General features: G+C 71.3%; 27 protein-coding genes and 1 pseudogene. 18 read left to right on the forward strand and 10 right to left on the reverse strand.

Features of this window, described 5'->3' with window-relative positions; all coding sequences use genetic code 11:
• Positions 1-5: 5 nt before the first annotated feature.
• Positions 6-611, forward strand: coding sequence for a GTP cyclohydrolase I FolE (gene folE, locus AB0C75_RS19600; protein ID WP_362892398.1), 606 nt, complete (start codon positions 6-8; stop codon positions 609-611).
• 45 nt (positions 612-656) lie between these two features.
• Complete coding sequence (locus AB0C75_RS19605; RefSeq protein ID WP_362892400.1) at positions 657-1,013, forward strand: VOC family protein; 357 nt, start codon at positions 657-659, stop codon at positions 1,011-1,013.
• 32 nt (positions 1,014-1,045) lie between these two features.
• Here AB0C75_RS19605 and AB0C75_RS19610 read toward each other — a convergent pair whose 3' ends face one another.
• From AB0C75_RS19610 to AB0C75_RS19635, 6 genes are all read right to left on the reverse strand, one after another.
• Positions 1,046-1,531, reverse strand: coding sequence for a DUF3180 domain-containing protein (locus AB0C75_RS19610; protein WP_362892402.1), 486 nt, complete (start codon positions 1,529-1,531; stop codon positions 1,046-1,048).
• A gap of 96 nt (positions 1,532-1,627) precedes the next feature.
• Positions 1,628-2,239: a 2-amino-4-hydroxy-6-hydroxymethyldihydropteridine diphosphokinase gene (gene folK, locus AB0C75_RS19615; RefSeq protein WP_362892404.1), complete on the reverse strand. Its 612-nt coding sequence runs from the start codon at positions 2,237-2,239 to the stop codon at positions 1,628-1,630.
• On the reverse strand, positions 2,236-2,595 hold the full coding sequence (gene folB, locus AB0C75_RS19620) for a dihydroneopterin aldolase (RefSeq protein ID WP_362892405.1): 360 nt from the start codon (positions 2,593-2,595) through the stop codon (positions 2,236-2,238). Before folB ends, folK begins: the two co-directional genes overlap by 4 nt.
• Before the next feature lie 192 nt (positions 2,596-2,787).
• On the reverse strand, positions 2,788-3,270 hold the full coding sequence (locus tag AB0C75_RS19625; RefSeq protein WP_362892407.1) for a nuclear transport factor 2 family protein: 483 nt from the start codon (positions 3,268-3,270) through the stop codon (positions 2,788-2,790).
• The gene (folP, locus tag AB0C75_RS19630; RefSeq protein ID WP_362892409.1) at positions 3,267-4,127 is read right to left on the reverse strand and encodes a dihydropteroate synthase; all 861 of its coding nucleotides are present in this window, start codon (positions 4,125-4,127) and stop codon (positions 3,267-3,269) included. Before folP ends, AB0C75_RS19625 begins: the two co-directional genes overlap by 4 nt.
• 52 nt (positions 4,128-4,179) lie before the next feature.
• Entirely contained in the window at positions 4,180-5,355 is a 1,176-nt protein-coding gene (locus tag AB0C75_RS19635) for a betaine/proline/choline family ABC transporter ATP-binding protein (protein WP_362892411.1), read from the reverse strand.
• A 141-nt stretch (positions 5,356-5,496) separates the two neighbouring features.
• Here AB0C75_RS19635 and AB0C75_RS19640 point away from each other — a divergent pair, with 141 nt between their 5' ends.
• The 4 genes from AB0C75_RS19640 to AB0C75_RS19655 all read left to right on the forward strand — a co-directional run bounded on the left by AB0C75_RS19640 (position 5,497) and on the right by AB0C75_RS19655 (position 9,066).
• The gene (locus AB0C75_RS19640; protein WP_362892413.1) at positions 5,497-6,216 is read left to right on the forward strand and encodes an ABC transporter permease; all 720 of its coding nucleotides are present in this window, start codon (positions 5,497-5,499) and stop codon (positions 6,214-6,216) included.
• 3 nt (positions 6,217-6,219) lie between these two features.
• Positions 6,220-6,894, forward strand: a complete 675-nt coding sequence (locus tag AB0C75_RS19645; RefSeq protein ID WP_362892415.1) for an ABC transporter permease — start codon at positions 6,220-6,222, stop codon at positions 6,892-6,894.
• A 52-nt stretch (positions 6,895-6,946) separates the two neighbouring features.
• Positions 6,947-7,927 carry an ABC transporter substrate-binding protein gene (locus AB0C75_RS19650; protein WP_362892417.1) on the forward strand — a complete coding sequence of 327 codons (981 nt, stop codon included), beginning with the start codon at positions 6,947-6,949 and terminating at the stop codon, positions 7,925-7,927.
• Positions 7,928-8,043: 116 nt separating this feature from the next.
• On the forward strand, positions 8,044-9,066 hold the full coding sequence (locus AB0C75_RS19655; RefSeq protein ID WP_362892419.1) for a hypothetical protein: 1,023 nt from the start codon (positions 8,044-8,046) through the stop codon (positions 9,064-9,066).
• Positions 9,067-9,123: 57 nt separating this feature from the next.
• Here AB0C75_RS19655 and AB0C75_RS19660 read toward each other — a convergent pair whose 3' ends face one another.
• Together AB0C75_RS19660 and AB0C75_RS19665 are read right to left on the reverse strand one after the other, a co-directional pair.
• Complete coding sequence (locus AB0C75_RS19660) at positions 9,124-10,266, reverse strand: NADH-quinone oxidoreductase subunit D (protein ID WP_362892421.1); 1,143 nt, start codon at positions 10,264-10,266, stop codon at positions 9,124-9,126.
• Between the two features lie 18 nt (positions 10,267-10,284).
• Positions 10,285-11,271: an SAM-dependent methyltransferase gene (locus AB0C75_RS19665; protein ID WP_362892423.1), complete on the reverse strand. Its 987-nt coding sequence runs from the start codon at positions 11,269-11,271 to the stop codon at positions 10,285-10,287.
• A 96-nt stretch (positions 11,272-11,367) separates the two neighbouring features.
• Between AB0C75_RS19665 and AB0C75_RS19670 the strand changes: the two genes are divergently transcribed.
• The gene (locus tag AB0C75_RS19670) at positions 11,368-12,576 is read left to right on the forward strand and encodes a sensor histidine kinase (protein ID WP_362892425.1); all 1,209 of its coding nucleotides are present in this window, start codon (positions 11,368-11,370) and stop codon (positions 12,574-12,576) included.
• A gap of 23 nt (positions 12,577-12,599) precedes the next feature.
• Positions 12,600-13,274 carry a response regulator transcription factor gene (locus tag AB0C75_RS19675; protein ID WP_362892427.1) on the forward strand — a complete coding sequence of 225 codons (675 nt, stop codon included), beginning with the start codon at positions 12,600-12,602 and terminating at the stop codon, positions 13,272-13,274.
• 94 nt (positions 13,275-13,368) lie between these two features.
• On the opposite strand, the pseudogene AB0C75_RS19680 reads toward AB0C75_RS19675, so the two are convergent.
• Positions 13,369-13,605 (reverse strand): annotated as a pseudogene (locus AB0C75_RS19680) (hypothetical protein); the annotation flags it as partial.
• 179 nt (positions 13,606-13,784) lie between these two features.
• On the opposite strand from AB0C75_RS19680, the gene AB0C75_RS19685 reads away from it, so the two are divergent.
• The 10 genes from AB0C75_RS19685 to AB0C75_RS19730 all read left to right on the forward strand — a co-directional run bounded on the left by AB0C75_RS19685 (position 13,785) and on the right by AB0C75_RS19730 (position 22,005).
• Positions 13,785-14,759 carry a DUF2520 domain-containing protein gene (locus tag AB0C75_RS19685; protein ID WP_362892429.1) on the forward strand — a complete coding sequence of 325 codons (975 nt, stop codon included), beginning with the start codon at positions 13,785-13,787 and terminating at the stop codon, positions 14,757-14,759.
• Positions 14,756-15,769 (forward strand): pantoate--beta-alanine ligase, encoded by a 1,014-nt coding sequence (panC, locus tag AB0C75_RS19690; protein ID WP_362892431.1) that lies wholly within the window; start codon positions 14,756-14,758, stop codon positions 15,767-15,769. The genes AB0C75_RS19685 and panC overlap by 4 nt, the downstream gene beginning before the upstream one ends.
• Positions 15,766-17,586, forward strand: a complete 1,821-nt coding sequence (locus tag AB0C75_RS19695) for an L-aspartate oxidase (protein ID WP_362892433.1) — start codon at positions 15,766-15,768, stop codon at positions 17,584-17,586. The genes panC and AB0C75_RS19695 overlap by 4 nt, the downstream gene beginning before the upstream one ends.
• Positions 17,587-17,588: 2 nt before the next feature.
• On the forward strand, positions 17,589-18,632 hold the full coding sequence (nadC, locus tag AB0C75_RS19700) for a carboxylating nicotinate-nucleotide diphosphorylase (RefSeq protein WP_362892436.1): 1,044 nt from the start codon (positions 17,589-17,591) through the stop codon (positions 18,630-18,632).
• The gene (locus AB0C75_RS19705; protein ID WP_362892437.1) at positions 18,632-19,429 is read left to right on the forward strand and encodes a type III pantothenate kinase; all 798 of its coding nucleotides are present in this window, start codon (positions 18,632-18,634) and stop codon (positions 19,427-19,429) included. Before nadC ends, AB0C75_RS19705 begins: the two co-directional genes overlap by 1 nt.
• A 140-nt stretch (positions 19,430-19,569) precedes the next feature.
• Positions 19,570-20,166, forward strand: coding sequence for a hypothetical protein (locus AB0C75_RS19710; RefSeq protein WP_362892529.1), 597 nt, complete (start codon positions 19,570-19,572; stop codon positions 20,164-20,166).
• 64 nt (positions 20,167-20,230) lie between these two features.
• Positions 20,231-20,410: a hypothetical protein gene (locus tag AB0C75_RS19715; protein WP_362892439.1), complete on the forward strand. Its 180-nt coding sequence runs from the start codon at positions 20,231-20,233 to the stop codon at positions 20,408-20,410.
• Positions 20,411-20,511: 101 nt separating this feature from the next.
• Positions 20,512-20,946: a BlaI/MecI/CopY family transcriptional regulator gene (locus tag AB0C75_RS19720; protein WP_362892441.1), complete on the forward strand. Its 435-nt coding sequence runs from the start codon at positions 20,512-20,514 to the stop codon at positions 20,944-20,946.
• Between the two features lie 9 nt (positions 20,947-20,955).
• Positions 20,956-21,525: an amino-acid N-acetyltransferase gene (locus AB0C75_RS19725; RefSeq protein WP_362892443.1), complete on the forward strand. Its 570-nt coding sequence runs from the start codon at positions 20,956-20,958 to the stop codon at positions 21,523-21,525.
• 144 nt (positions 21,526-21,669) lie between these two features.
• Positions 21,670-22,005 (forward strand): Lsr2 family protein, encoded by a 336-nt coding sequence (locus tag AB0C75_RS19730; protein WP_362892445.1) that lies wholly within the window; start codon positions 21,670-21,672, stop codon positions 22,003-22,005.
• Here the strand turns inward: AB0C75_RS19730 and AB0C75_RS19735 are convergent.
• Positions 21,984-22,568, reverse strand: a complete 585-nt coding sequence (locus tag AB0C75_RS19735) for an SCO3374 family protein (protein ID WP_362892447.1) — start codon at positions 22,566-22,568, stop codon at positions 21,984-21,986. The genes AB0C75_RS19730 and AB0C75_RS19735 overlap by 22 nt on opposite strands.
• Positions 22,569-22,692 lie beyond the last annotated feature (124 nt).

Genomic DNA, 22,692 nt, shown 5'->3' on the forward strand with positions numbered 1-22,692 from the left:
CACAGATGACCGACCCGGTGACGCTCGACGGGCAGGGCTCGATCGGCGTATTCGACGAGAAGCGGGCCGAGTCGGCCGTACGGGAGCTGCTCATCGCCGTGGGGGAGGACCCCGACCGCGAAGGGCTGCGGGAGACCCCGGGCCGGGTGGCGCGTGCGTACCAGGAAATATTCGCCGGGCTCCACCAGGAGCCCGAGGACGTCCTGACGACGACGTTCGACCTCGGCCACGACGAGATGGTGCTGGTCAAGGACATCGAGGTGTTCAGTACCTGTGAGCATCACCTGGTGCCGTTCCACGGTGTCGCGCACGTCGGCTACATCCCCGCGACGAGCGGCAAGATCACCGGGCTGTCGAAGCTGGCACGGCTGGTCGACGTCTACGCCCGGCGGCCGCAGGTCCAGGAGCGGCTCACCACGCAGATCGCCGACTCCCTGATGGCGATCCTGGAACCACGCGGCGTCATGGTCGTCATCGAGTGCGAGCACATGTGCATGTCGATGCGGGGCATCCGCAAACCCGGAGCCAAGACGATTACGTCCGCGGTCCGTGGGCAGCTGCGCGACCCGGCCACGCGAGCCGAGGCGATGAGCCTCGTCATGGCACGCTGAGAGCGGTCCGGCGCCGAGCCGGATCCGCCAGGAGAGGAAGCCCCCATGGCATTCACCCATGTGCTCGCCGTAGCGCCCGTGATGGCCGTCGAGCCGGCGGTGGAGTGGTACGAGCGGCTTCTGGGCCGTCCGGCCGACGCGCGGCCGATGGACGGGCTCGCCGACTGGCACATCTCCCCGTCCGGCTGGCTCCAGGTCTTCGAGTCGCCCGAGCAGGCGGGTGGGGCGCTGGTGAATCTGGTGGTCGATGATCTGGACCGGGCGCTCTCGGATCTCGCGGACCGGGGGATCACGGCCGGAGAGATCCAGCCGGGCGCGCGCGGTGTGCGGTTCTCCGCGGTCCATGACCCCGACGGCAACCGGGTCACCCTGATCGAGAACCCGGTGTCCTCCTCCGACTGACGCGCGTTGCGCGCGGCACCGCAGGATGGCCCTCAGGCGGCCCGGGCGGTGTTCCCGTCGTCGTCCCCGTCGTCCGGGAGCTTGCAGACACGCTCGACGAAGAAGGCCGCGGCGACGACCGCGACGCCGGCCAGCACGGCGAAGCCGGCGTAGATCGCCTGGTCCCGCCGGGGCGGGATGTCGAGGGAGCCGAGCAGGAAGACGCCCGTGCCGCCGTACATCCCCGCGACGAGTGCGGCGACGAGCGCGCTCGCCTGGCCGAAGACCACGGCGCGCGCCGCCATCATCGGCTCCACGCCCTTCGCTCCGGGGCGCCGCTCCCGCTGCGCGCGAAGCCTCGACCGGATCGACAGGGCCGTGGCCAGCAGCACGACGGCGATCACGGCCAGCACCACGGGCGCCGCGAGCGGCACGCTGGGCAGCGTCCCCAGGGCGTCCCAGAGGCGGGCAGCGCCCCAGGACAGCACGCCGGCTCCGGCGAAGAGTCCGGCCAGGAGCCCGAGCCGTAGTTGCTTCACCGAGAGTGCCGCCCTTCGTCGCCGTTGCCCGTCATGGGTCGCCCGTGCCGTCGGACGCGTCGTTGGTCCGTGACCGGTCGTCCTTGAGCCTAACGACTACTCGGGGAGGCGGAGTTCCAGGTCGGGCCGGGGAAGCACGCCCTCGCGGCCGACACCGGCCAGCAGGTCGGCGACCGGGCCCGAACCGGGGAGCTGGGCCTCCGGGTCCACGTCGTGCCAGGGGGCGAGAACGAAGGCGCGCTCACCGGCGCGGGGGTGCGGGAGGGTCAGCAGCGGGTCGTCGGAGACCACCTCGGCGTACGACACGATGTCGACGTCGATGGTGCGCGGTCCCCAGCGCTCCTCGCGGACCCGGTCGAAGGCCTCCTCGATGGCCTGGCCGCGCTCCAGCAGGGAGGAGGGCGGCAGGGTCGTCTTCACGACGATCACCGCGTTGAAGTACGAGGGCTGGGAGCCGGGCTCGACGCCCCAGGGCGCCGTCTCGTAGACCGGGGAGACCGCCTTGACCCGGAGGCCGGGGGTGTCCTCCAGGGCATCGATGGCGCCCTGGAGGGTCTCCAGCCGGTTGCCGAGATTGGAGCCGAGGGAGATCACGGCTCGTTTCGGGTTGGAGAGGGTGACGTCTGCCGCGTCGACCTGCTCGACCACTGCGGCGGGAACCGGCTGTACGGTCGGGTCGCTCTGCCCCTCGGTGTGAAATGCAGTCATGCTCGGCTCCGGGTGATGGTGATGGTCACGTCGTCGAAGGGGACGGTGATCGGGGCGTCCGGCTTGTGGACGACGACCTCGACCTCCTCTACTCCCTCGTGCTTGAGGCACTGCTGCGCGATGCGTTCCGCGAGGGTCTCGATCAGATCGACGGGCTCACCCTTGACGACGTCGGCGACCTCCTCCGCGACCACGCCGTAGTGAACGGTCTTCGACAGGTCGTCGGCGGCTGCCGCGGGGCGGGTGTCGAGTCCGAGCACCAGGTCCACGATGAAGGTCTGACCCTCTGCCCGTTCCCGGGGGAAGACACCGTGGTATCCACGGGCCTTGAGGCCGCGCAGCGCGACACGATCCACGCGAATCACTCCTGCTGTTTGTCGTCTCTGGAGCACCTGGCCGCGTGCGGGCGGCGCAGGTGCCGTATTCGAATCTACCCGCGAGCACAGACAGCGCCCGCCCGCGGGGGCGCGGACCGGCCCGGCAGGGGGTTGGTAGCCGCGTATACCCAGTGATCGGGGGAGCCAATCCCCGCGACCCTCGCCGTCCGCTCAGGCGGTCGGCTCTTCGTCCTCTTCCCCACCGGTTTCGGCCAGTACGGGCGAGCCGTGGTGGGACCAGAGCTTCCAGCCCTCCGGTGTGCGCCGGAACACATTGGTGGCGACGACGAGCTGGCCGACGAGCGGGCCGAGCGCGTTGCCCTCCTCGGCCGGGCCACCGCTGAGGATGTTCTCGGTGCAGGTCACCAGAGCGGTGTCGCCGGTCATCGAGACGCCGACATCGGTCAGGAAGAACTGGATGTACTCGGTGTTCGCCATGATCAGCGCATAGCTCCGCAGCACCTCGCCCCGGCCGGTGAGCACCGGCCAGCCAGGGTGGACGCAGGACACGGTGAGGTCCTCGCCGGGCAGCCACAGACCGGAGAGCTCGTCGAAATCGCCGCGCTCCATCGCCTCGTAGAAGGCGGTGTTGGCCTGTTCGACCGCCGCGATGTCGGCCGCGGCCTCCTCGTGCTCGTCGCGGGCGGCGCTCACGCGGCTCCCTCGACGGCGCGGGCGACCCGCACCGCGTCCGCCGTGGGCCGTACCGCGTGCACCCGGACCGCCCAGGCGCCCGCGGCGGCGGAGAGCGCGGAGACCGCGGCCGTCGCCGCGTCGCGTTCACGCGCGGGTGGCGGGACCGCGTCCTCGCCGGCCAGCACCTGGCCGAGGAACCTCTTGCGGGAGGCGGCGACCAGCAGGGGCCTGCCCAGGTCGTGCAGCCGGTCCAGGTGCGCGACCAGCGTGAGGTCCTGGGCCGCGTTCTTGGCGAAGCCGAGCCCCGGGTCGATCACCAGCTTCTCGGGGTCCACCCCGCCCTCGGCCACGGCGTCCATGCGCTCCCGGAGCTCCGCGACGACTTCGCCGACGACGTCCCCGTACACCGCGCGGCTGTTCATCGACTCGCTGAAACCGCGCCAGTGCATGACGACGAACGGCACTCCCGCGTCGGCCACGACCGGGATCATGCCCGGGTCGGCGAGGCCGCCGCTCACGTCGTTGACCAGGACGGCGCCGGCGGCGACGGACCGTTCGGCGACACCGGCCCGCATGGTGTCCACGGAGACGGTGACCCCCTCGGAGGCCAGCCCCCGCACGACGGGGATCACCCGCCGCAGCTCCTCGGCCTCGTCCACCCTGCTGGCGCCCGGGCGGGTCGACTCGCCGCCGACGTCGATCAGATCCGCACCTTCGGCCATCAGCCCGAGGCCGTGCTTGATCGCCGCCGTGGTGTCGAACCAGTGGCCTCCGTCGGAGAAGGAGTCGGGCGTCACGTTGACGACCCCCATGACCGCACAGCGGTCCCACGCCGGGAGACCCCGCACCGTGCCCCGCCCTCGCAACGTACTCATGCCTTCAGACTAGGCCGTGCCGAGGACACCCCGCCCGGCGCGCACACGCCGCTCATGGGGTGCCGACGCCCGCCACGGTCTCCACGGCGACCTCGGCGCGCGGTACGTCCTGGGCGTCCGCGTCAATCGAGCGGCGCAGCGCCTCATGGAGGCGGGCCGGGGTGAGCACGCCCAGGAAGCGGCCGGTGGCCTCCTCGTCGATGACGGCGATCCAGCCCGCGTCGTGCTGCAGCATCGTGGCGAAGGCCTGCTTGAGGGGCGCGCCGAGCGGAAGCCACGCCTCCATGCGCCGGGCGTGTTCACGGACCGTGCCCTTGGCCGCCGCCCCTTCGTCCGCCGGGATCCAGCCGTGCAGATTGTCCTGGCCGTCGAGTACGACCGCCCAGCGTGCTCCCTCGGCCCGCAGCCGCTCGGTCGCCATCGACAGCGGGTCGTCGAGATGGACGACCGGCGGCTGGTCCAGGTCGCTCTCCTCCACCGGCGTGACCGAGAGCCGCTTCAGGCCGCGGTCCGCTCCGACGAAGTCGGCGACGTATCCGGTCGCCGGGGCGCCGAGCACCGTGGCCGGGGTGTCGAACTGCTCGATGCGGCCCTGCCCGTACACGGCGATCCGGTCGCCGAGCCGGACGGCCTCCTCGATGTCATGGGTGACGAAGAGCACGGTCTTGCGGACCTGGGCCTGCAGCTTCAGGAATTCGTTCTGGAGCCTCTCCCGCACGACCGGATCGACCGCGCCGAACGGCTCGTCCATCAGCAGGACCGGCGGATCGGCGGCCAGCGCCCTTGCCACACCGACGCGTTGACGCTGGCCGCCGGAAAGCTGCTCGGGATAGCGGCCGCCGTAGACGGACGGGTCGAGTCCGACGAGATCCAGCAGTTCGGCGGCGCGGCGCTTGCCCTTTTCGCGCCCCCAGCCGAGGAGATGGGGAACGGTCGCCGTGTTCTCCAGGACCGTCTTGTGCGGGAAGAGTCCGACCTGCTGGATCACATAGCCGATACGGCGCCGGAGCTGGACCGGGTCGATGGCGGATATGTCGTCCCCGTCGAGGAATATCCGGCCCTCGGTCGGTTCGGTCAGCCGGTTCACCATTTTCATGGTGGTCGTCTTGCCGCAGCCGGAAGGCCCGACGAGCGTGACCAGTTCACCCTCGGCGACCTCGAACGAAAGGTCGTCGACGGCTGTGGTGCCGTCCGCGTACCGCTTGGTGACGTGCTCGAAACGGATCATGATTCCCCATTGTGACGCGGGTTATGTGAAGGCCATGTTGCCGGAATAAGACAGCCTCGGCGATTGTCGGTGGTCGAGGATAGGGTCTCCCAGGACCGGATCCGGGACGGCATCGCGAGGGCAAACAGGAGGTGGGGGCGGGTGGCCGAGCAGAACTGCCTGGTGGCGAACGACTGGATCTGCGGAGAGTATCTGCGCTCCCGCAGCCATGAGTTGGCCGATGCGACCGTCCAGCACATCTGGATCACGGTGGTTTCCGTGCTGATAGGGCTCGTGGTGGCATTCCCGCTCGCGCTGCTCGCCCGCCGCGGCCGGCATTTCGCGGGCCCGGTGCTGGGTCTGACGACCGTGCTCTACACCGTGCCCTCGCTGGCGATGTTCTCGCTGCTGCTGCCGCTCTTCGGCCTTTCGGCGGCGCTCGTCGTCACCGGCCTGGTGCTCTATTCGCTGACCATTCTCGTGCGCAACATCCTGGCGGGTCTCGAAGCGGTCCCGCAGGAGGCCAGGGAGGCCGCCGAGGGCATGGGATACGGCCCGGTCAGGCTTCTCTGGGAGGTCGAGCTCCCCCTCGCGCTGCCCGCGCTCATGGCCGGGCTGCGGATCGCCACGGTGTCGACGGTCGCGCTGACCACGGTCGGCTCGCTCGTCGGCAAGGGCGGCCTCGGCAATCTCATCGAGGACGCGCTGCCCAGCTTCTTCAAGGCCCAAGTGCTCACCGCGTCCGTGCTCTGCGTGCTCCTCGCGGTAACCGCGGACCTGCTCCTGCTCGGTGTGCAACGCCTGCTCACGCCCTGGACCCGGATACGGACGCCCGCCGGGGCATCCGCCGGGGCGGGCATCGCGAAGACGGAGGCGGTCTGAGCCATGGGAGTCATCGGGGAGGCATGGAGCTGGCTCACCACCGGCGCCAACTGGTCGGGGGACGGCGGGGCGGGACACCGGCTGGCCGAGCATCTGTACGTCAGCGGGATCGCCCTCGCGGTGGCCTGCCTCATCGCCCTGCCGGTCGCGCTGTATCTCGGGCATGTGGGCAAGGGGGGCGGGCTCGCCGTCAACATCTCCAACGTGGGCCGCGCGGTCCCGGTGTTCGCGGTGCTGGCGCTGTTCATGATGACGCCCCTGCGTAACTCCGGCTATCTGCCCACGGTCATCGCGCTGGTCCTGTTCGCCGTGCCCCCGCTGCTGACCAACGCCTACGTCGGGATGACGGAGGTGGACCGCTCGGTGGTGGAGGCCGCGCGCGGCATGGGGATGTCCGGCGCGCAGCTGTTCGCCAGGGTCGAGCTTCCGCTCGCCTACCCGATGATCATGACCGGCCTCCGGTCCGCCGCGGTCCAGGTGATCGCCACCGCCTCGATCGCGGCGATGGTCGGCCTCGGTGGGCTGGGCCGGATCATCACCGCCGGATTCAACACCTACGACACCCCGCAGGTCTTCGCGGGCGCCGTGCTGGTCGCCCTCCTGGCGCTGGTGGTGGAGGGCGTCCTGGTGGTGCTCGACCGGCTGCTGTCGCCCCTGCGCCGCCGCCGGACCGTATGAACGCGCTGACTTTTCGGACTGTGCACACCATTTTTCGCGGACGGAGAACAACATGAGCAGGACCTCGCGCATAGCGGGTGCGGTCATCGGCGCGGTCGCGCTGGCAGGGTCGCTCGCCGCGTGCGGCGGCGACAGCCTGGAGAAGGACAAGGGCGGCTCGGACACGGGTGCCGACGCCGGCTCCAAGAAGGGCTCGCTCGTCGTGGGCGCCGCCGGCTTCACCGAGTCCAAGGTGCTCGCCGAGCTGTACGCCCAGGTCCTGGGCGGCGCCGGTTACGACACGTCGGTCACCACGGTGAAGAACCGCGAACTGTACGAGCCCTCGCTGGAGAAGGGCGAGATCGACGTCGTCCCGGAATACGCGGCGACCCTCGCGGAATTCCTCAACGCCAAGGTCAACGGCGCGAAGGAGGCGGAGAAGGCACCGGTCGCATCGGGCGACGTGAAGGCGACCGTCACCGCTCTGGAGAAGCTCGCCACCCCGCTCGGACTGAAGGTCCTTCCGGTCGGGAAGGCGGTCGACCAGAACGCCTTCGCGGTCTCGAAGGAATTCGCCGACAAGAACAGCCTCACGACCCTTTCCGATCTCGGCAGCTCGAAGATCAAGGTCAAGATCGCGGCGGGCGACGAGTGCGAGGTGCGCCCGTTCTGCGCGCCCGGGCTGAAGACGACGTACGGCATCGACGTCTCCGGGATCGACCCCAAGGGCGTCGGCACCCCGCAGTCCAAGCAGGCCGTGAAGGACGGCAAGGACCAGCTGGTCCTCACGACCACCACGGACGCGGTACTCGACTCCTACGGGCTGGTGTTCCTGGAGGACGACAAGAAGCTGCAGAATGCGGACAACGTCGTTCCGGTGCTCAACGCGAAGGAAGCGGGCGCGCCTGAGATCGCGGAGGCGCTCGGAAAGCTCACCGACGTACTCACCACGGAGGACCTCGCGGAACTGAACCGCAAGGTCGACGCGGAGCGCGCCAAGCCCTCCGACGCGGCCGGTGACTATCTCCGGTCGAAGGGCCTGATCAAGAAGTAGAAGGACGTACGGGAGGGCCACTCGGGGGGCCGCGCGGGACGCCGCGAGGTAACCGGCGGGGAACAGATTGCCGGGCGGCCTCCCAAGTGACCCGTACGCACGGTAAATTTCGAGCCATGCCACGAGGACGTCACCGCCATTCACCGCCCCTCCACAGAATCCTGCCCCCCGCTGTGGTGGCCGGAGTGCCGGTCGTCTGTGCCGCCGGTGCCTGGCTCCTCGCGGAACCCCTGCCGCTGCGCGCCCTGGTGGCCGTGACAGCGGCAGCCGCCGTCACCGGTGGCTGTCTGATGCGCGGCTGGGACCGCGCGGCCGGACTGCGTGTCGCCGAGCTGACCCGGGCCAGGGCGAGCGACGAGTGGAAGACCGAGGAGCGCATAGCCGAACTCGAGGCGGACCTCGAGGAATCAAGGGAGCTGCGCACCCGGCTGGAGACCAAGCTGCGCCGCAAGCGTGTGGAGCTCGCCGGCCTGCGGGGTGAACACGCCGCGCTGCTGCGCCGGTACGCCAACGCCGAGACGGAGCGTGCCAGCGCGCTTGAGGGCCGCAGGCAGCTGGCCATCGAGGCGTCCGCGCCGCGCGAGCTGCTGCCCGCCAGGTCCACGCCGACGCCCGGCGCCTATCAGCGTGCCGCCCAGGCCCTGCAGGAGCTGCCCCGCAACGCCGCCCTCCAGGAGGCGCGCCGCACGGCCGAGTCGGCCCGGCAGCGCGACATCGCCGAGCGGTCGGCGGAGCGGGACGCGGAGGGCGACGGCCCGGCGGGGAAGCACGAGGCGGTCTCCGGAGCGGGTGACCCCCAGCACCGCCGCGCCCAGGCCGCCCTCCCCGCACCGCAGTTGTCCCCCGCCGTGCACACGCCCCGCGCCGTGCCCGCGGCATCGGCCGTCGCGCCGTACGACGCCGCGCGCCGTCAGCTGATGCCGCAGGGAAGCTTCGACTTCTTCGGCGCGCAGAAGGCGAGCGCCGCGATCGAGTCCGTGCAGAACGAGGACCTCGCGGACGTGGTGGGCGAGGAGGCACTGGCCGCACACCGCACGGGCACGGCCGAGAACCGCGCCGTAGGCAAGGTCATCGACCTCACGGCGCACGACGACACCGAGCAGCTGGACGTCGTCGAGCTGCGCAGCGCGATCTCGTAGTAGCCGGCGGCCCCGCTCCCAGGGTCTGCCCGGGCGGGTACCCGCCCGCCGGAGGCCCTACTTGTCGATGTCTCCGACGACGAAGAAGAGCGAGCCCAGGATCGCCACCATGTCGGAGACGAGCGTGCCGGGCAGCAGCTCGGTGAGTGCCTGGATGTTGTTGAACGAGGCGGAGCGCAGCTTCAGCCGGTACGGGGTCTTCTCGCCCGTGGAGACCAGGTAGTAGCCGTTCACGCCCAGCGGGTTCTCGGTCCACGCGTAGGTGTGGCCCTCCGGCGCCTTCAGCACCTTGGGCAGCCGTTGGTTGATGGGCCCGGGCGCCAGGTCGGCCATCCGGTCCAGGCAGGCGTCGGCGAGGTCCAGGGCGTTGTGCGTCTGCTCCAGCAGGCACTCGAAGCGGGCCAGGCAGTCGCCCTCGGTCCTGGTGACGACCTCAAGGGTGTCCCGCAGCTCCCCGTACGCGAGATACGGCTCGTCGCGCCGCAGGTCGAAGTCGACCCCGGAGGCACGGGCGATCGGCCCCGACACCCCGTAGGCGTGCACGGCCGCGGCGGACAGCACGCCCACCCCGCGGGTGCGGCCCCGGAAGATCTCGTTGCCGAGCACCAGCCGGTCGTACACGTCCATCCGTGAGCGCACGGACGCCACGGCGTCCCTGGCCCGGCCGAGCCAACCCGCGGGCAGGTCCTCCTTGAGGCCGCCGACCCGGTTGAACATGTAGTGCATCCGGCCGCCCGAGACCTCCTCCATCGCGGCCTGGAGCTCCTCGCGCTCCCGGAACGCGTGGAACATCGGGGTGATCCCGCCGAGTTCGAGGGGGTAGGAGCCGAGGAACATCAGATGGTTCAGGACGCGGTTCAGCTCCGCCAGCAGCGTCCTCGTCCAGACGGCGCGCTCGGGGACCTCCATGCCCAGCATCCGCTCGACGGCCATGACGACCCCGAGCTCGTTGGAGAACGCCGACAGCCAGTCGTGGCGATTGGCGAGCATGATGATCTGCCGGTAGTCCCTGGCTTCGAAGAGCTTCTCGGCGCCCCTGTGCATATAGCCGATGACGGGCTCGGCCTGCTGGATCCGCTCGCCGTCCAGGACGAGCCGAAGGCGGAGGACGCCGTGGGTGGAGGGGTGCTGCGGACCGATGTTCAGCACCATGTCGGTGCTCTCCGCCGCGCCGCCGATGCCGATCGTCGTCTCCGTCATGCGGGACAGTATCCCTCCTCATCCCTCCGCGCGGTCCGGGACCCGATGCCGCAGCCAGCCGAAGTCGCCCAGCCCGCCCCGCGCCGTGAGCTCCGCCGCCTCCCCGGCCGAGGCCAGCGCCCGTACGTAGCCGGCGGGGTCGGCCGAGGCCTGCGCCAGCGGCGGACGTCCGCCGCTGATGCCCAGGTCCGCCAGTGCCGTCCGCTGGTCCAGGAGTTCGGTCTCGCCGCCCACCGCCGCCGCGCAGGCGTCCAGGGCCACGTGCGAGGTCAGGTCGCGGCTCCCGTCGGGCACGGGCGCCACCTCACGGCCTCCCCGGAATCCGGTCAGCGTCCCGAACGGCGGCCTCGAGGCCCGTACATGCGCGTAGTCCACGGCCACCGCCCTTCCGCCGGCCAGCGTCGCGACGGCCCCGGCCCAGGCCTCGTCGCGTGGCCTGCCGATCTCCGCGCGGTCGCCGGGCGTGGACAGCGGCCACCAGCGGCTCAGCCACCGGGCGTCCTCACCGGTCACCGGATCGCCCAGCCGCTCGGCGCCGTCGGCCCCGCGTACGAGGACGTAGCGGGGCACCCCGTCCGCGTCGGCCTCGGCGATGTCCGTGGGTACGTTGTCCAGCCATTCGTTGGCGAACAGCAGCCCCCGCACGCCCCGCGGCGGCTCCGCGCACCACTCGATGTCCGGGTCCAGGCCCGGCGGGCGCGGGGCGAGCTCCACGGCGTACGCCCGTACGGCGAGGCCAGGAGCGGCCCCGGTCCGCAGCGCCGCCAGCACCCCCGTCAGCAGCTCGCCGCGGCCCGCCCCCATGTCGACCAGGGCGACCGAGTCCGCGCCCAGCTCCCGGGCGGTGCCGGCCAGCAGCCGGGCGACGGCCGTGGCGAACAGCGGGGAGGCGTGCACCGAGGTGCGGAAATGACCCGCAGGACCCTCCGGGCGCCGGTAGAAGCCCTCTTCCCCGTACAAAGCGGTCTCGGCGGCTTCCCGCCAGCGGCACCAGTCATGCGTCACAGAGGTAAGTCTCCACCTTGGGGAGTAGGGTCCCTTGACCCGGATCGACCCTTCGGCTGACCCGGGCACCGAGATGCTGTCCCTACGCTGGGTAATGTGCAGCGCTTCTACGATTTCATCCGCAGACACCCGACGGGCGTCGACATCCTCTGGGCTGTCCTGCTCCTCGGGTTCTCCGGCGTGTCCATCGTGGCCGGCCAGGACGGCAGCGGGCGGGAGCGCGTCGCCGCGGTCCCGATCGCCGTCGGCCTGGCCGTCGTGGTCGCCCTGCGCCGGCGCCTGCCGGAGAAGATGCTGCTGCTCGCGATCCTGATGGGGCTCGCCCAGCTGCTGTTGGGAGTGCGGCCCGACGCGGCCGACTTCGCCATGCTGGTGATCACGTACACCGTGGCCACGGTGGGGGAGCGCTGGGCGTCCCGGCTCGCCCTCGGGTGCAGTCTGTGCGCTGCGGGGCTCTCGCGGCTGCGCTGGTCCGACGACGCACCGAGGGGCGGCTGGGGCGAGGCGGTCTTCTACGTCGTCGTGATGACCGTGCCCTTCGTCCTGGCCTGGGTCCTCGGCGACTCCATACGCACCCGCCGGGCCTACTTCAGTCAGCTGGAGGAGCGGGCCGCCCGGCTGGAGCGGGAGCGGGAGGCGCAGTCGAAGGTCGCGGTGGCCGCCGAGCGGGCCCGTATCGCCCGTGAACTGCACGACGTCGTCGCGCACAACGTCTCGGTGATGGTGGTGCAGGCCGACGGTGCCGCATATGTCATGGACTCGTCCCCGGATCAGGCCCGGCAGGCGCTGGAGACCATCTCGGGCACCGGCCGCCAGGCGCTCGCCGAGATGCGGCGGCTGCTCGGGGTGCTCAGGACCGGCGATTCCGAGGAGAGCGGGGAGTACGTCCCCCAGCCCGACGTCGGGCAGATCGAGGAGCTCGTCGGCAAGGTCAGGGAGACCGGCCTCGCGGTGGACTTCAAGATCGAGGGCACTCCACGGCCGCTGCCGAGCGGGGTCGAGCTGACCGCGTACCGCATCGTCCAGGAGGCCCTCACCAACACCCGCAAGCACGGGGGCCCCGACGCCGGTGCGAGCGTAAGGCTGGTCTACTTCGACGACGGGCTCGGCCTGCTCGTCGAGGACGACGGCCGCGGGGCCCCGCACGAGCTCTACGAGGACGGCGGCGCCGACGGCGCCGGACACGGGATGATCGGGATGCGGGAGCGGGTCGGCATGGTCGGCGGCACGCTGGACGCCGGCCCGCGCCAGGGCGGCGGCTTCCGGATCAGCGCGCTGCTCCCCCTCAAGTCGGCCAGTCAGTGAACGAAGGAAGGACAGGACACCGCATGGCGATCCGAGTGATGCTCGTCGACGACCAGGTGCTGCTGCGCACCGGCTTCCGGATGGTGCTCGCCGCCCAGCCGGACATGGATGTCGTCGCGGAGGCGGGCGACGGCGCCGAGGCGATCGAGATCCTTCGCTCCACCGCCGTCGACGTCGTGCTGATGGACGTACGCATGCCAAGGCTGGACGGCGTCGAGGCGACCCGGCGTATCTGCGCGCAGACCGATCCGCCCAAGGTGCTGATCCTGACCACGTTCGACCTGGACGAGTACGCCTTCTCCGGTCTGAAGGCGGGCGCCGGCGGTTTCTTGCTCAAGGACGTGCCGCCGGGCGAACTGCTCTCCGCCATCCGCGCGGTGCACAGCGGCGACGCCGTCGTGGCCCCGTCCACGACCCGAAGGCTCCTCGACCGGTTCTCGTCGATGCTTCCGAGCGGCAGGAAGGAGCCGCAGCACCAGCAGGTCGAGAAGCTGACCGGGCGTGAGCGCGAAGTGATGATGCTGGTCGCCCAGGGTCTGTCGAACGGCGAGATCGCGGGCCGCCTGGTGCTGTCCGAAGCGACAGTGAAGACCCACGTGGGCCGCATCCTCACCAAACTGGGCCTGCGCGACCGCGTCCAGGTGGTCGTCCTCGCGTACGAGACCGGTCTTGTCAGGGCCGGCGGTCAGGCGGGCTGACCCGCTCCCGGACGGCGGGCCCCGGGCCGCAACGACCGGATCCTGCGCGCCGTCCGCGGGCACATCCTGGCCTGGGCGGCCGGGCACCGCCGCCCTACTCCTGAGAAGGCGGGGAAGTCCGAGAAGGCGGTGCCTGCTCCCCGGCCCGCGCCGCGAATTCCGCCACCGCTTCCCGTACGTCACCGGCCGTCCACTCCAGCCCCGGCGCTGCCACCGTGACCTGGTGAACGAGAGTCCTGGCGGTCACGCCGGAGCCGCGAACCAGCGTCACCCCCGTCTCCTCCGCCTGCCGCCCCGACGCCTCGTCCAGCACATCCGTGGCGTACGGCATCGGTGTCTCCCGTGGGACGATCATCGCCCGGAGCGCTGACACCACCCATCCGGGGATCCCTCGTCGCGGAAAGTTATCCACAGGCTGTGGACGGTCGGGGGGTGAGGCGAAACGCTGGCGTAGCATGCAGAGGAATCGTCCGGTACCCCCCGCGGACTGGAACGGAAGGCCATCGCCGCGTGAACGCATCAGTTTCCAAGGAATCCCTCGACGCGAGGGACCGCCCTGCCCGTCTCACCGTCGGCGTCGTCGGCGCGGGACGGGTCGGCCCTGCCCTCGCCGCCTCGCTGCAGCTCGCCGGGCACCGCCCGGTCGCCGTGTCGGGCGTCTCCAACGCGTCCGTACGCAGGGCCGCAGCGCTGCTCCCCGACATCCCCCTCGTGACCCCGGCCGAGGTGCTGGCACGCGCCGAGCTCGTGCTGCTGACCGTCCCCGACGACGCGCTGCCCGGCCTGGTCGAAGGCCTCGCCGAGACCGGCGCCGTCCGCCCCGGCCAGCTGCTCGTCCACACCTCCGGGCGGTACGGCACGAAGGTGCTCGACCCCGCGTTGCGGGCCGGCGCCCTCCCGCTCGCCCTGCATCCGGCGATGACCTTCACCGGCAGCCCCGTCGACGTCCAGCGGCTGGCGGGCTGTTCCTTCGGGGTGACCGCACCCGAGGAGCTCAGGCTGGCCGCCGAGGCGCTCGTCATCGAGATGGGCGGCGAGCCCGAATGGGTCGCCGAGGAGTCCAGGCCGCTCTACCACGCGGCACTCGCCCTCGGCGCGAATCACCTGGTCACCCTTGTCGCGCAGTCCATGGATCTGCTCCGTGAGGCCGGTGTGGCGGCGCCCGACCGGATGCTCGGCCCGCTGCTCGGTGCCGCGCTCGACAATGCCCTGCGCTCCGGTGACGCGGCGCTGACAGGGCCCGTCGCCCGGGGCGACGCGGGCACGGTGTCCGCGCACATCCGCGAGCTGCGCGCGCACGCGCCGCAGACGGTGGCCGGATATCTCGCGATGGCGCGCGCGACGGCCGACCGGGCCCTCGACCACGGCATGCTCAAGCCGGAGTTCGCGGAGGACCTCCTCGGCGTCCTGTCCGACAGCAACGCCGCGCACGGCACGAACGGAACACACGGACCGGACGAACCCGGACCGGGGGAGAAGCGATGAACACCGCACCCGCCACCCTGCTGCGCTCCGCCGCTGAGCTGGACGCCCTCGGCCGGGCCCCCGGCGCACGCCGCGCCGTCGTGATGACCATGGGCGCGCTCCACGACGGCCACGCGACCCTGATCCGTGCGGCGCGGGCAGCCGCGGGCCCCGGCGGCCAGGTCGTGGTCACCGTCTTCGTCAATCCGCTCCAGTTCGGCGAGGCCGCCGACCTCGATCGCTACCCCCGCACCCTGGAGGCCGATCTGGCCGTAGCGTCGGGGGCCGGCGCCGACGCGGTCTTCGCCCCCGCCGTCGACGAGGTCTACCCCGGTGGTGAGCCGCAGGTCAGGATCACCGCGGGCCCCATGGGCGAGCGGCTCGAAGGCGCGGCCAGGCCCGGGCACTTCGACGGCATGCTCACCGTCGTCGCCAAGCTCCTGCACCTCACCCGGCCGGACGCGGCGTTCTTCGGACAGAAGGACGCGCAGCAGCTGGCGCTGGTCCGCCGCATGGTGCGCGACCTCAACTTCGGCATCGACATCGTCGCGGTGCCGACCGTCCGCGACCCCGACGGCCTCGCGCTCTCCAGTCGTAACCGCTTCCTCTCCGCCGAGGAGCGCCGGACCGCTTTGGCCATCCCCAGGGCCCTGTTCGCCGCCCGCGACCGGCTGGTCGCCCAGCAGACGCTGCACGCCCGCGCCCGGACGGTCCCGGAGCGCGAGGGCCGGGCCGCCGCGCTGAGCAAGCTCGGGGAGGCCCGTGCCGCGGCCGACACCCAGGCCGTGGTGCTGGCCAGGCCGACGGTCGCACCCGCCGCGGTGCGGGCCGCCGCGCAGGCCGTCCTGGACGAGGCGGCCGAGGAAGCGGTGCCCCTCGCCCTGGACTACGTGGCGCTCGTGGACCCGTCGGACTTCACCGAGCTCCCCGACGACCGCGTCACCGGTGACGCGGTCCTCGCCGTCGCGGCCCGGGTGGGAGCCACCCGCCTGATCGACAACATCCCGCTGACCCTCGGAGCCCTCACATGACCGGAATACGGCTGACCGCCCCCGCCCCCGGCTGGGCCATCGACGCGGACGTCGTCGTGGTCGGCTCCGGCGTGGCCGGTCTCACCACCGCACTGCGCTGCGCCGCCGCGGGCCTGGCGACCGTGGTCGTCACCAAGGCGCGTCTCGACGACGGCTCCACCCGCTGGGCGCAGGGCGGCATCGCCGCCGCGCTCGGCGAGGGAGACACCCCCGAGCAGCACCTCGACGACACCCTGGTCGCCGGGGCCGGTCTCTGCGACGAGACGGCGGTGCGCGCCCTGGTCACCGAGGGTCCCGACGCCGTACGCCGGCTGATCGACACCGGCGCGCACTTCGACATCACCGACACCGGCACCATCGCCCTGACCCGTGAGGGCGGCCACCACCGCCGCCGTATCGCGCACGCGGGCGGCGACGCGACGGGCGCCGAGATCTCCCGCGCGCTGGTCGGGGCGGTCCGCTCGGCCGCCCTGCGCACCATCGAGAACGCACTGGTCCTCGACCTCCTCACGGACGCCGAAGGCCGTACGGAGGGCGTCACCCTGCACGTCATGGGCGAGGGCCAGCACGACGGCGTGGGCGCCGTCCGCGCCCCGGCCGTGGTGCTCGCCACCGGTGGCATGGGCCAGGTCTTCTCCGCCACCACCAACCCGCCGGTCTCCACCGGGGACGGGGTGGCGCTCGCGCTGCGGGCGGGCGCCGAGGTCTCCGACCTCGAATTCGTGCAGTTCCACCCGACCGTCCTGTTTCTCGGCGCGGACTCCGAGGGCCAGCAGCCGCTGGTGTCCGAAGCGGTGCGGGGCGAGGGTGCCCATCTCGTCGACGCCTCCGGCACCCGGTTCATGCTCGGGCAGCACGAGCTGGCCGAGCTGGCGCCCCGTGACATCGTCGCCAAGGCCATCACCCGCCAGATGCTCCTGACGGGCACCGACCACATGTATCTCGACGCCCGTCACTTCGGCGCCGCGATGTGGGAGCAGCGCTTCCCGACGGTCCTCGCCGCCTGCCGCGCGCACGGCATCGACCCCGTCACCCAGCCGATCCCGGTCGCCCCCGCGGCGCACCACGCGTCGGGCGGTGTGCGCACCGACCTCAGGGGCCGTACGACGGTGCCCGGCCTGTACGCCTGCGGCGAGGCCGCCTGCACGGGTGTGCACGGCGCGAACCGGCTGGCGTCCAACTCCCTCCTGGAGGGCCTGGTCTTCGCCGAGCGCATCGCCGAGGAGATCGCCGGAGCGACGGACGGACCGGCGGCTTCCCGTACCGCACGGGCGGCTTCCCGTACCGCACGGGCGGCTTCCCGTACCGCACGGGCGGCTGACCCCGTGACGGCCCCGGTGAAGGACCCCGCCGGAGCCGAGACCGTCCCGCTGCTCACCGCGGAGTCGCGTACGACGATCCAGCGGATCATGACCAGGGGCGCCGGCGTGATCCGCTCAGCCGACAGCCTCGCGACGGCGGCCGGGGAGCTGGATGCGCTCCAGCGGGCCGCCGCCGAGGACGACGGCCCCAAGGACGCCGTACCCGGGGTGGAGGCGTGGGAGGCCACGAATCTGCTCCTCGTCTCCCGGGTGCTGGTCGCCGCAGCCCGTGAGCGCGAGGAGACCCGCGGCTGCCACTGGCGCGAGGACCGCCCCGACCGCGACGACGCCGCCTGGCGCCGCCACCTCGTGGTCCGCGTCACCTCGGACCGAAGGCCCGTCGTCCGCACGACGGACAGTGCCGCGTTCCCGCCCGTACGACCCGGAGAACCGGCAGACTCCCCCCTGTCCGACAGCCTCCGCAACCACCCCGCCGACGCCCCCGAGGAGCCGTAACCGTGAGCACGCCCGAAGAGAATCCGCGACCCACACCTGTGGACGTACCGCTGATCCACATCGGCGCACCCGCCGAGTCCGGTGGCGGCTGCGGCGACGACTGCGGCTGCGCCGACGGCTACGACCCCGACGGCCTGGAGTGCGGTCTCGACCCCGCCCTGGCCAAGCTCCTGGCGGACGCCGGCCTCGACCCGGTGCAGGTCGAGGACATCGCGCATGTGGCGATCGAGGAGGACCTCGACGGGGGTGAGGACGTCACCACGGTGGCGACCGTCCCCGAGGACTCCGTCGCCACCGGCGACTTCACCGCGCGTGAGGCCGGTGTCGTCGCGGGGCTGCGCGTCGCCGAGGCCGTCCTGTCCATCGTCTGCACCGACGCGTTCGAGGTCGAGCGCCATGTCGAGGACGGAGCCCGCGTCGAGCCCGGCCAGAAGCTGCTCACGGTGACGACCCGCACCCGTGATCTGCTCACCGGCGAGCGCAGCGCGCTCAACCTGCTGTGCAGGCTCTCCGGCATCGCGACGGCGACCCGCGCCTGGGCCGATGTGCTCGAAGGCACGAAGGCGCAGGTCCGCGACACCCGTAAGACCACACCTGGGCTGCGCGCGCTGGAGAAGTACGCCGTGCGCTGCGGCGGCGGGGTCAACCACCGCATGTCGCTCGTGGACGCGGCCCTGGTCAAGGACAACCACGTGATCGCGGCAGGCGGCGTCGCCGAGGCGTTCCAGCGGGTCAGGAAGACGTTCCCGCAGCTCGCCATCGAGGTCGAGGTCGACACCATGGAGCAGGTCGGCGAGGTGCTCGACGCGGGCGCCGACCTGATCCTGCTGGACAACTTCACCCCCGAGGAGACCGCCGCCGCGGTCACCCTTGTCGACGGCCGCGCGATGCTGGAGTCCTCGGGCCGCCTCGCCCTCGACTCGGCCCGCGCCTACGCCGAGGCCGGCGTCGACTACCTGGCCGTCGGCGCGCTCACCCACTCCTCGCCGATCCTCGACATCGGCCTGGACTTCCGTGACGCGGCGACCGGCGGGGCCGACGCCTGATGCTGCTCACCATCGACGTCGGCAACTCCCACACCGTCCTCGGCCTGTTCGACGGCGAGGAGATCGTCGAGCACTGGCGGATCTCCACCGACGCCCGCCGCACTGCCGACGAACTCGCCGTCCTGCTCCAGGGTCTGATGGGCATGCACCCGCTGCTCGGGATGGAGCTCGGCGACGGCATCGAGGGCATCGCGATCTGCTCGACCGTCCCCGCCGTACTGCACGAGCTCCGCGAGGTCACCCGCCGCTACTACGGCGATGTCCCGGCGGTGCTCGTCGAGCCCGGCGTGAAGACCGGCGTCCCGGTCCTCACGGACAATCCGAAGGAGGTCGGCGCGGACCGCATCATCAACGCGGTCGCGGCTGTCGAGCTCTACGGCGGCCCGGCCATCGTGGTGGACCTGGGTACGGCCACCACCTTCGACGCGGTCTCCGCGCGCGGTGAGTACACGGGCGGTGTGATCGCACCGGGCATCGAGATCTCCGTGGAGGCGCTCGGGGTGAAGGGCGCCCAGCTCCGCAAGATCGAGCTGGCGCGGCCCCGCAGCGTCATCGGCAAGAACACCGTCGAGGCCATGCAGTCCGGCATCGTGTACGGCTTCGCCGGGCAGATCGACGGTGTGGTCGCACGCATGAAGAAGGAGCTGGCGGCCGACCCCGACGAGGTCACCGTCATCGCGACCGGGGGCCTTGCTCCGATGGTGTTGGGGGAGTCCTCCGTCATCGACGAGCACGAGCCCTGGCTGACGCTCGTCGGGCTGCGCCTCGTGTACGAGCGCAACATCGCCCGGATGTAGGGCAAGCCCGTGGTCACCTGCGGGAACGACCAGGCGGCGGGGTGCGCGACGCCGCGCCGCCGAGCGGTTGGTTAAGCGGATTTTGTCCATTTAGCACGTATTGTCGCTTCATGCCCACGCCCTACGGATCACGCGGCGGCATGGCGTTCAGCGCGGACGAGCTCCGGGTGCTCCGACGTGCTCTCGCCAACGCCCTCCACCCCACGCCCCTGCCGGAAGAGGATGTCCAGGACTGCCTGCGCCTCGCGGGCGCTGTGGACGAGGTGGTGAGCGAGGCAGGCAGGCTGCGCGCCTTCCTCCTCGCCGATCTCGCCCGCTACCGTGACGCCCTCCCCGGCTCGCTCAGCGGCTATCTGGAGCTCCTCCAGGACGCTCTCGCAGCCGGTTACGACCCCCGTCCGGACGATCTCGCGGCCTTGCGCGCCCTGCGTGCGGGGCCGGTCGCCGCAGCCCTGCTGGAACGCTGTCAGGTGCTCGCCGAGCGCTCGGTGCGGGCGCGCCTCGCAGGCCGGGCGGTGCCCATGACGACGCCCGCGCCGCGCGGCAGGCTGCTCGCCCTCCCCGGTGGCCGGGCGGCGGCCGAGGGTCCCGAGCGGCCCAAAGCCCCCTCGAAGCCCGCACCGTCGACCCGCCCGCAGGCCCCCGGTGAGCGCCCGATGCCGAAGCCGTCCGAGGTCTTCCCGCCCCGTCGCAGGCCGGTGTCTGCGCCCGAGCCCGAGGAGCGGGCGGTGTCCTGAGGCGCGACGCGCCCGAGGGGTGCCCGGGAGTGGCCGGAATGCCGGGCTCGCTACCCTGGACGGCATGGAATACGTATCCGCGCTCGTTCCCCCCGTGGTGATGGCCGTCTTCTTCATCGGCCTCGTCGTGACGATCATCAAGAGCCAGGGCGGCCCGAACAAGGCCAAGGAGGACGCCGCCGTGGACGCGGCGCTCGCCCGCGCCGAATCGGCTCAGCAGGCTCCGAGGCCCGAGGGCGTCTGACCCGGACCCGAGCATGAAGGGCGCACGGCTCCTCGGAGCCGTGCGCCCTTTTTCCGTCCCGTAATTATCCCATTCCAGACATCTAGCACTAAGGTGACGCTGTGCCTCGCCAATTGGGAGAGCTGGAAGACACCGTGATGACACGGGTCTGGCAATGGAACCGCCCGGTCACCGTGCGGGAAGTTCTCGAGGACCTTCAACAGGAACGGTCCATCGCGTACACGACCGTCATGACGGTAATGGACAATCTCCATCAGAAGGGCTGGGTACGCCGGGAAGTGGATGGCCGGGCATATCGATATACGGCCGTCTCCACCCGCGCCGCATACTCGGCCGCACTGATGAACGAGGCCTGGTCGCAGAGTGACAACCCGGCGGCCGCACTGGTCGCGTTCTTCGGCATGATGTCCGCGGAGCAGCGTGAAGCTCTCCGTGACGCGATGCGCGTCGTCGCGCCCACCTTCCCCGAACCGGCCGAGAGCCGGCCCGATGACGGGACCACGGCCGATGAAGCGCCGCCACGGAGCGAGCGATAGCGTCGGAGGATGTCATCGGAGCAGTCGCAAACCGGATCGCGCACAGAACTTCATACCGACCCGTCGGTAAATAGGCCGGCCATCACGGTCCGCCGGGCCAGGACGAGCGATGTGGCGCCCGTACGCGGGCTCCTTGACGGCTACGTCTCCGAAGGCATCCTGCTCGACAAAGCGACGGTCACGCTTTACGAGGACATCCAGGAGTTCTGGGTCGCCGAACGTGACGAGGACGCCCGTGTCATCGGCTGCGGCGCACTCCATGTGATGTGGGAAGACCTCGCCGAAGTCCGTACTCTCGCCGTCGATCACAGCATCAAGGGCACCGGAGTCGGGCACCAGGTCCTGGACAAGCTCTTGCAGACCGCCCGCTGGCTCGGTGTCCGCCGGGTTTTCTGTCTCACGTTCGAAGTCGACTTCTTCGCCGCGCACGGCTTCACCGAGATCGGAGAGACGCCGGTCGACGGAGATGTGTACAGCGAGCTGCTGCGTTCCTATGACGAGGGTGTCGCCGAGTTCCTGGGTCTCGAACGAGTGAAGCCGAACACCTTGGGCAACAGCCGGATGCTTCTGCACCTGTGAACGGCTGAAGACGCCGGAACCCTATGTCCGAATCGCGCATGTTTCCCGCGCTCTTGCGCTCCTGAACCTCTCCCAGGGGTTTGTGTTTTCCGGGGAAAAGCGGTTTCCTTTCCGCGTACTACATTTTCGATGAAAGGAAATCCGGTGGCACAGAAGGTTCAGGTCCTTCTTGTTGATGACCTCGACGGTGGCGAGGCGGACGAGACCGTGACGTTCGCTCTGGACGGCAAGACGTTCGAGATCGACCTCACCACGGCCAACGCGGACAAGCTCCGTGGTCTTCTTGAGCCCTACGCCAAGAGCGGACGTCGCACCGGCGGCCGCGCCGCGACCGGCCGTGGCAAGGGCCGCGCCGTTTCCGGTGGCAACAAGGACACCGCCGAGATCCGTAGGTGGGCGCGCGAGAACGGCCACAACGTGAATGACCGCGGTCGCGTTCCCGCCGAGATCCGCGAGGCTTACGAGAAGGCGAACGGCTGACCTGTCGGCCGATGGGTCCACAGGCGCGTCCGGGCATGAGCGAGCTTGGCCCGGTGGCATTCCGTCGCCGCCGCGTCCACGAGTCGTACGAGATCGGGAGCGTCCCCACCCCTGTTCCCGAGGCCGCCGACGGCCGGGAGCGATGTTTCCACCTCCTGGCGCGATCCGGGGGGCCGCAGCCAGACCGCGGTCCCCGGCGAGCCCGGGGCCCCGCCCGGCGGTACCGGGGCCGTGATGTGCCCGCCGACGCCGAGTGCGGACAGGTCGAGGGCGATGCCGCCCCACTCCAGCCAGTCGAGCAGACCGGGCAGTTCGTCGGCGCTGCCGGCGGCCACCAGCAGCCGCATCCGCTGCCCGGCCAGCGCCACGGGGCCGGTGCGCCCGACCCGGCGCAGCGCCGCGTGGCCCACCGCGACGGGCAGTTCCAGGACGTCGAAGCGCAGCCCCGTCAGCAGCCGCACGGGCGAGGTGCCGGCCGTGGCCCAGTCGAGTTCGCGGGCGTACCACTGCGCGCGGTCGTCCGATTCGGACGATGCGCGGGGGGACGGGACGAGGGAAACCATGTCCGATGAACCGGCGAACCTGCCCTGGAGTTACGCACTGTCCGTGATCGACTGCGCTACGTGTCCGCCATGGGGGCGTGCGGAAGCGTCCGGCAGCGCGAAGTTGTTCGCCCGTAGCGGAGTG

Origin of the sequence: Streptomyces sp. NPDC048565 (genome assembly GCF_040650935.1) — a bacterium.
GTDB lineage: Bacteria > Actinomycetota > Actinomycetes > Streptomycetales > Streptomycetaceae > Streptomyces.

Coding starts and splice junctions, on each gene's coding strand:
- folE (WP_362892398.1), top strand. CDS start 6: ATGACCGACCCGGTGACGCTCGACGGGCAGGGCTCGATCGGCGTATTC.
- AB0C75_RS19735 (WP_362892447.1), bottom strand. CDS start 22,568: ATGGTTTCCCTCGTCCCGTCCCCCCGCGCATCGTCCGAATCGGACGAC.
- AB0C75_RS19705 (WP_362892437.1), top strand. CDS start 18,632: ATGCTGCTCACCATCGACGTCGGCAACTCCCACACCGTCCTCGGCCTG.
- AB0C75_RS19675 (WP_362892427.1), top strand. CDS start 12,600: ATGGCGATCCGAGTGATGCTCGTCGACGACCAGGTGCTGCTGCGCACC.
- panC (WP_362892431.1), top strand. CDS start 14,756: ATGAACACCGCACCCGCCACCCTGCTGCGCTCCGCCGCTGAGCTGGAC.
- AB0C75_RS19695 (WP_362892433.1), top strand. CDS start 15,766: ATGACCGGAATACGGCTGACCGCCCCCGCCCCCGGCTGGGCCATCGAC.
- AB0C75_RS19645 (WP_362892415.1), top strand. CDS start 6,220: ATGGGAGTCATCGGGGAGGCATGGAGCTGGCTCACCACCGGCGCCAAC.
- AB0C75_RS19660 (WP_362892421.1), bottom strand. CDS start 10,266: ATGACGGAGACGACGATCGGCATCGGCGGCGCGGCGGAGAGCACCGAC.
- AB0C75_RS19715 (WP_362892439.1), top strand. CDS start 20,231: ATGGAATACGTATCCGCGCTCGTTCCCCCCGTGGTGATGGCCGTCTTC.
- folK (WP_362892404.1), bottom strand. CDS start 2,239: ATGACTGCATTTCACACCGAGGGGCAGAGCGACCCGACCGTACAGCCG.
- AB0C75_RS19635 (WP_362892411.1), bottom strand. CDS start 5,355: ATGATCCGTTTCGAGCACGTCACCAAGCGGTACGCGGACGGCACCACA.
- AB0C75_RS19650 (WP_362892417.1), top strand. CDS start 6,947: ATGAGCAGGACCTCGCGCATAGCGGGTGCGGTCATCGGCGCGGTCGCG.
- AB0C75_RS19725 (WP_362892443.1), top strand. CDS start 20,956: ATGTCATCGGAGCAGTCGCAAACCGGATCGCGCACAGAACTTCATACC.
- folP (WP_362892409.1), bottom strand. CDS start 4,127: ATGAGTACGTTGCGAGGGCGGGGCACGGTGCGGGGTCTCCCGGCGTGG.
- AB0C75_RS19655 (WP_362892419.1), top strand. CDS start 8,044: ATGCCACGAGGACGTCACCGCCATTCACCGCCCCTCCACAGAATCCTG.
- AB0C75_RS19605 (WP_362892400.1), top strand. CDS start 657: ATGGCATTCACCCATGTGCTCGCCGTAGCGCCCGTGATGGCCGTCGAG.
- AB0C75_RS19710 (WP_362892529.1), top strand. CDS start 19,570: ATGGCGTTCAGCGCGGACGAGCTCCGGGTGCTCCGACGTGCTCTCGCC.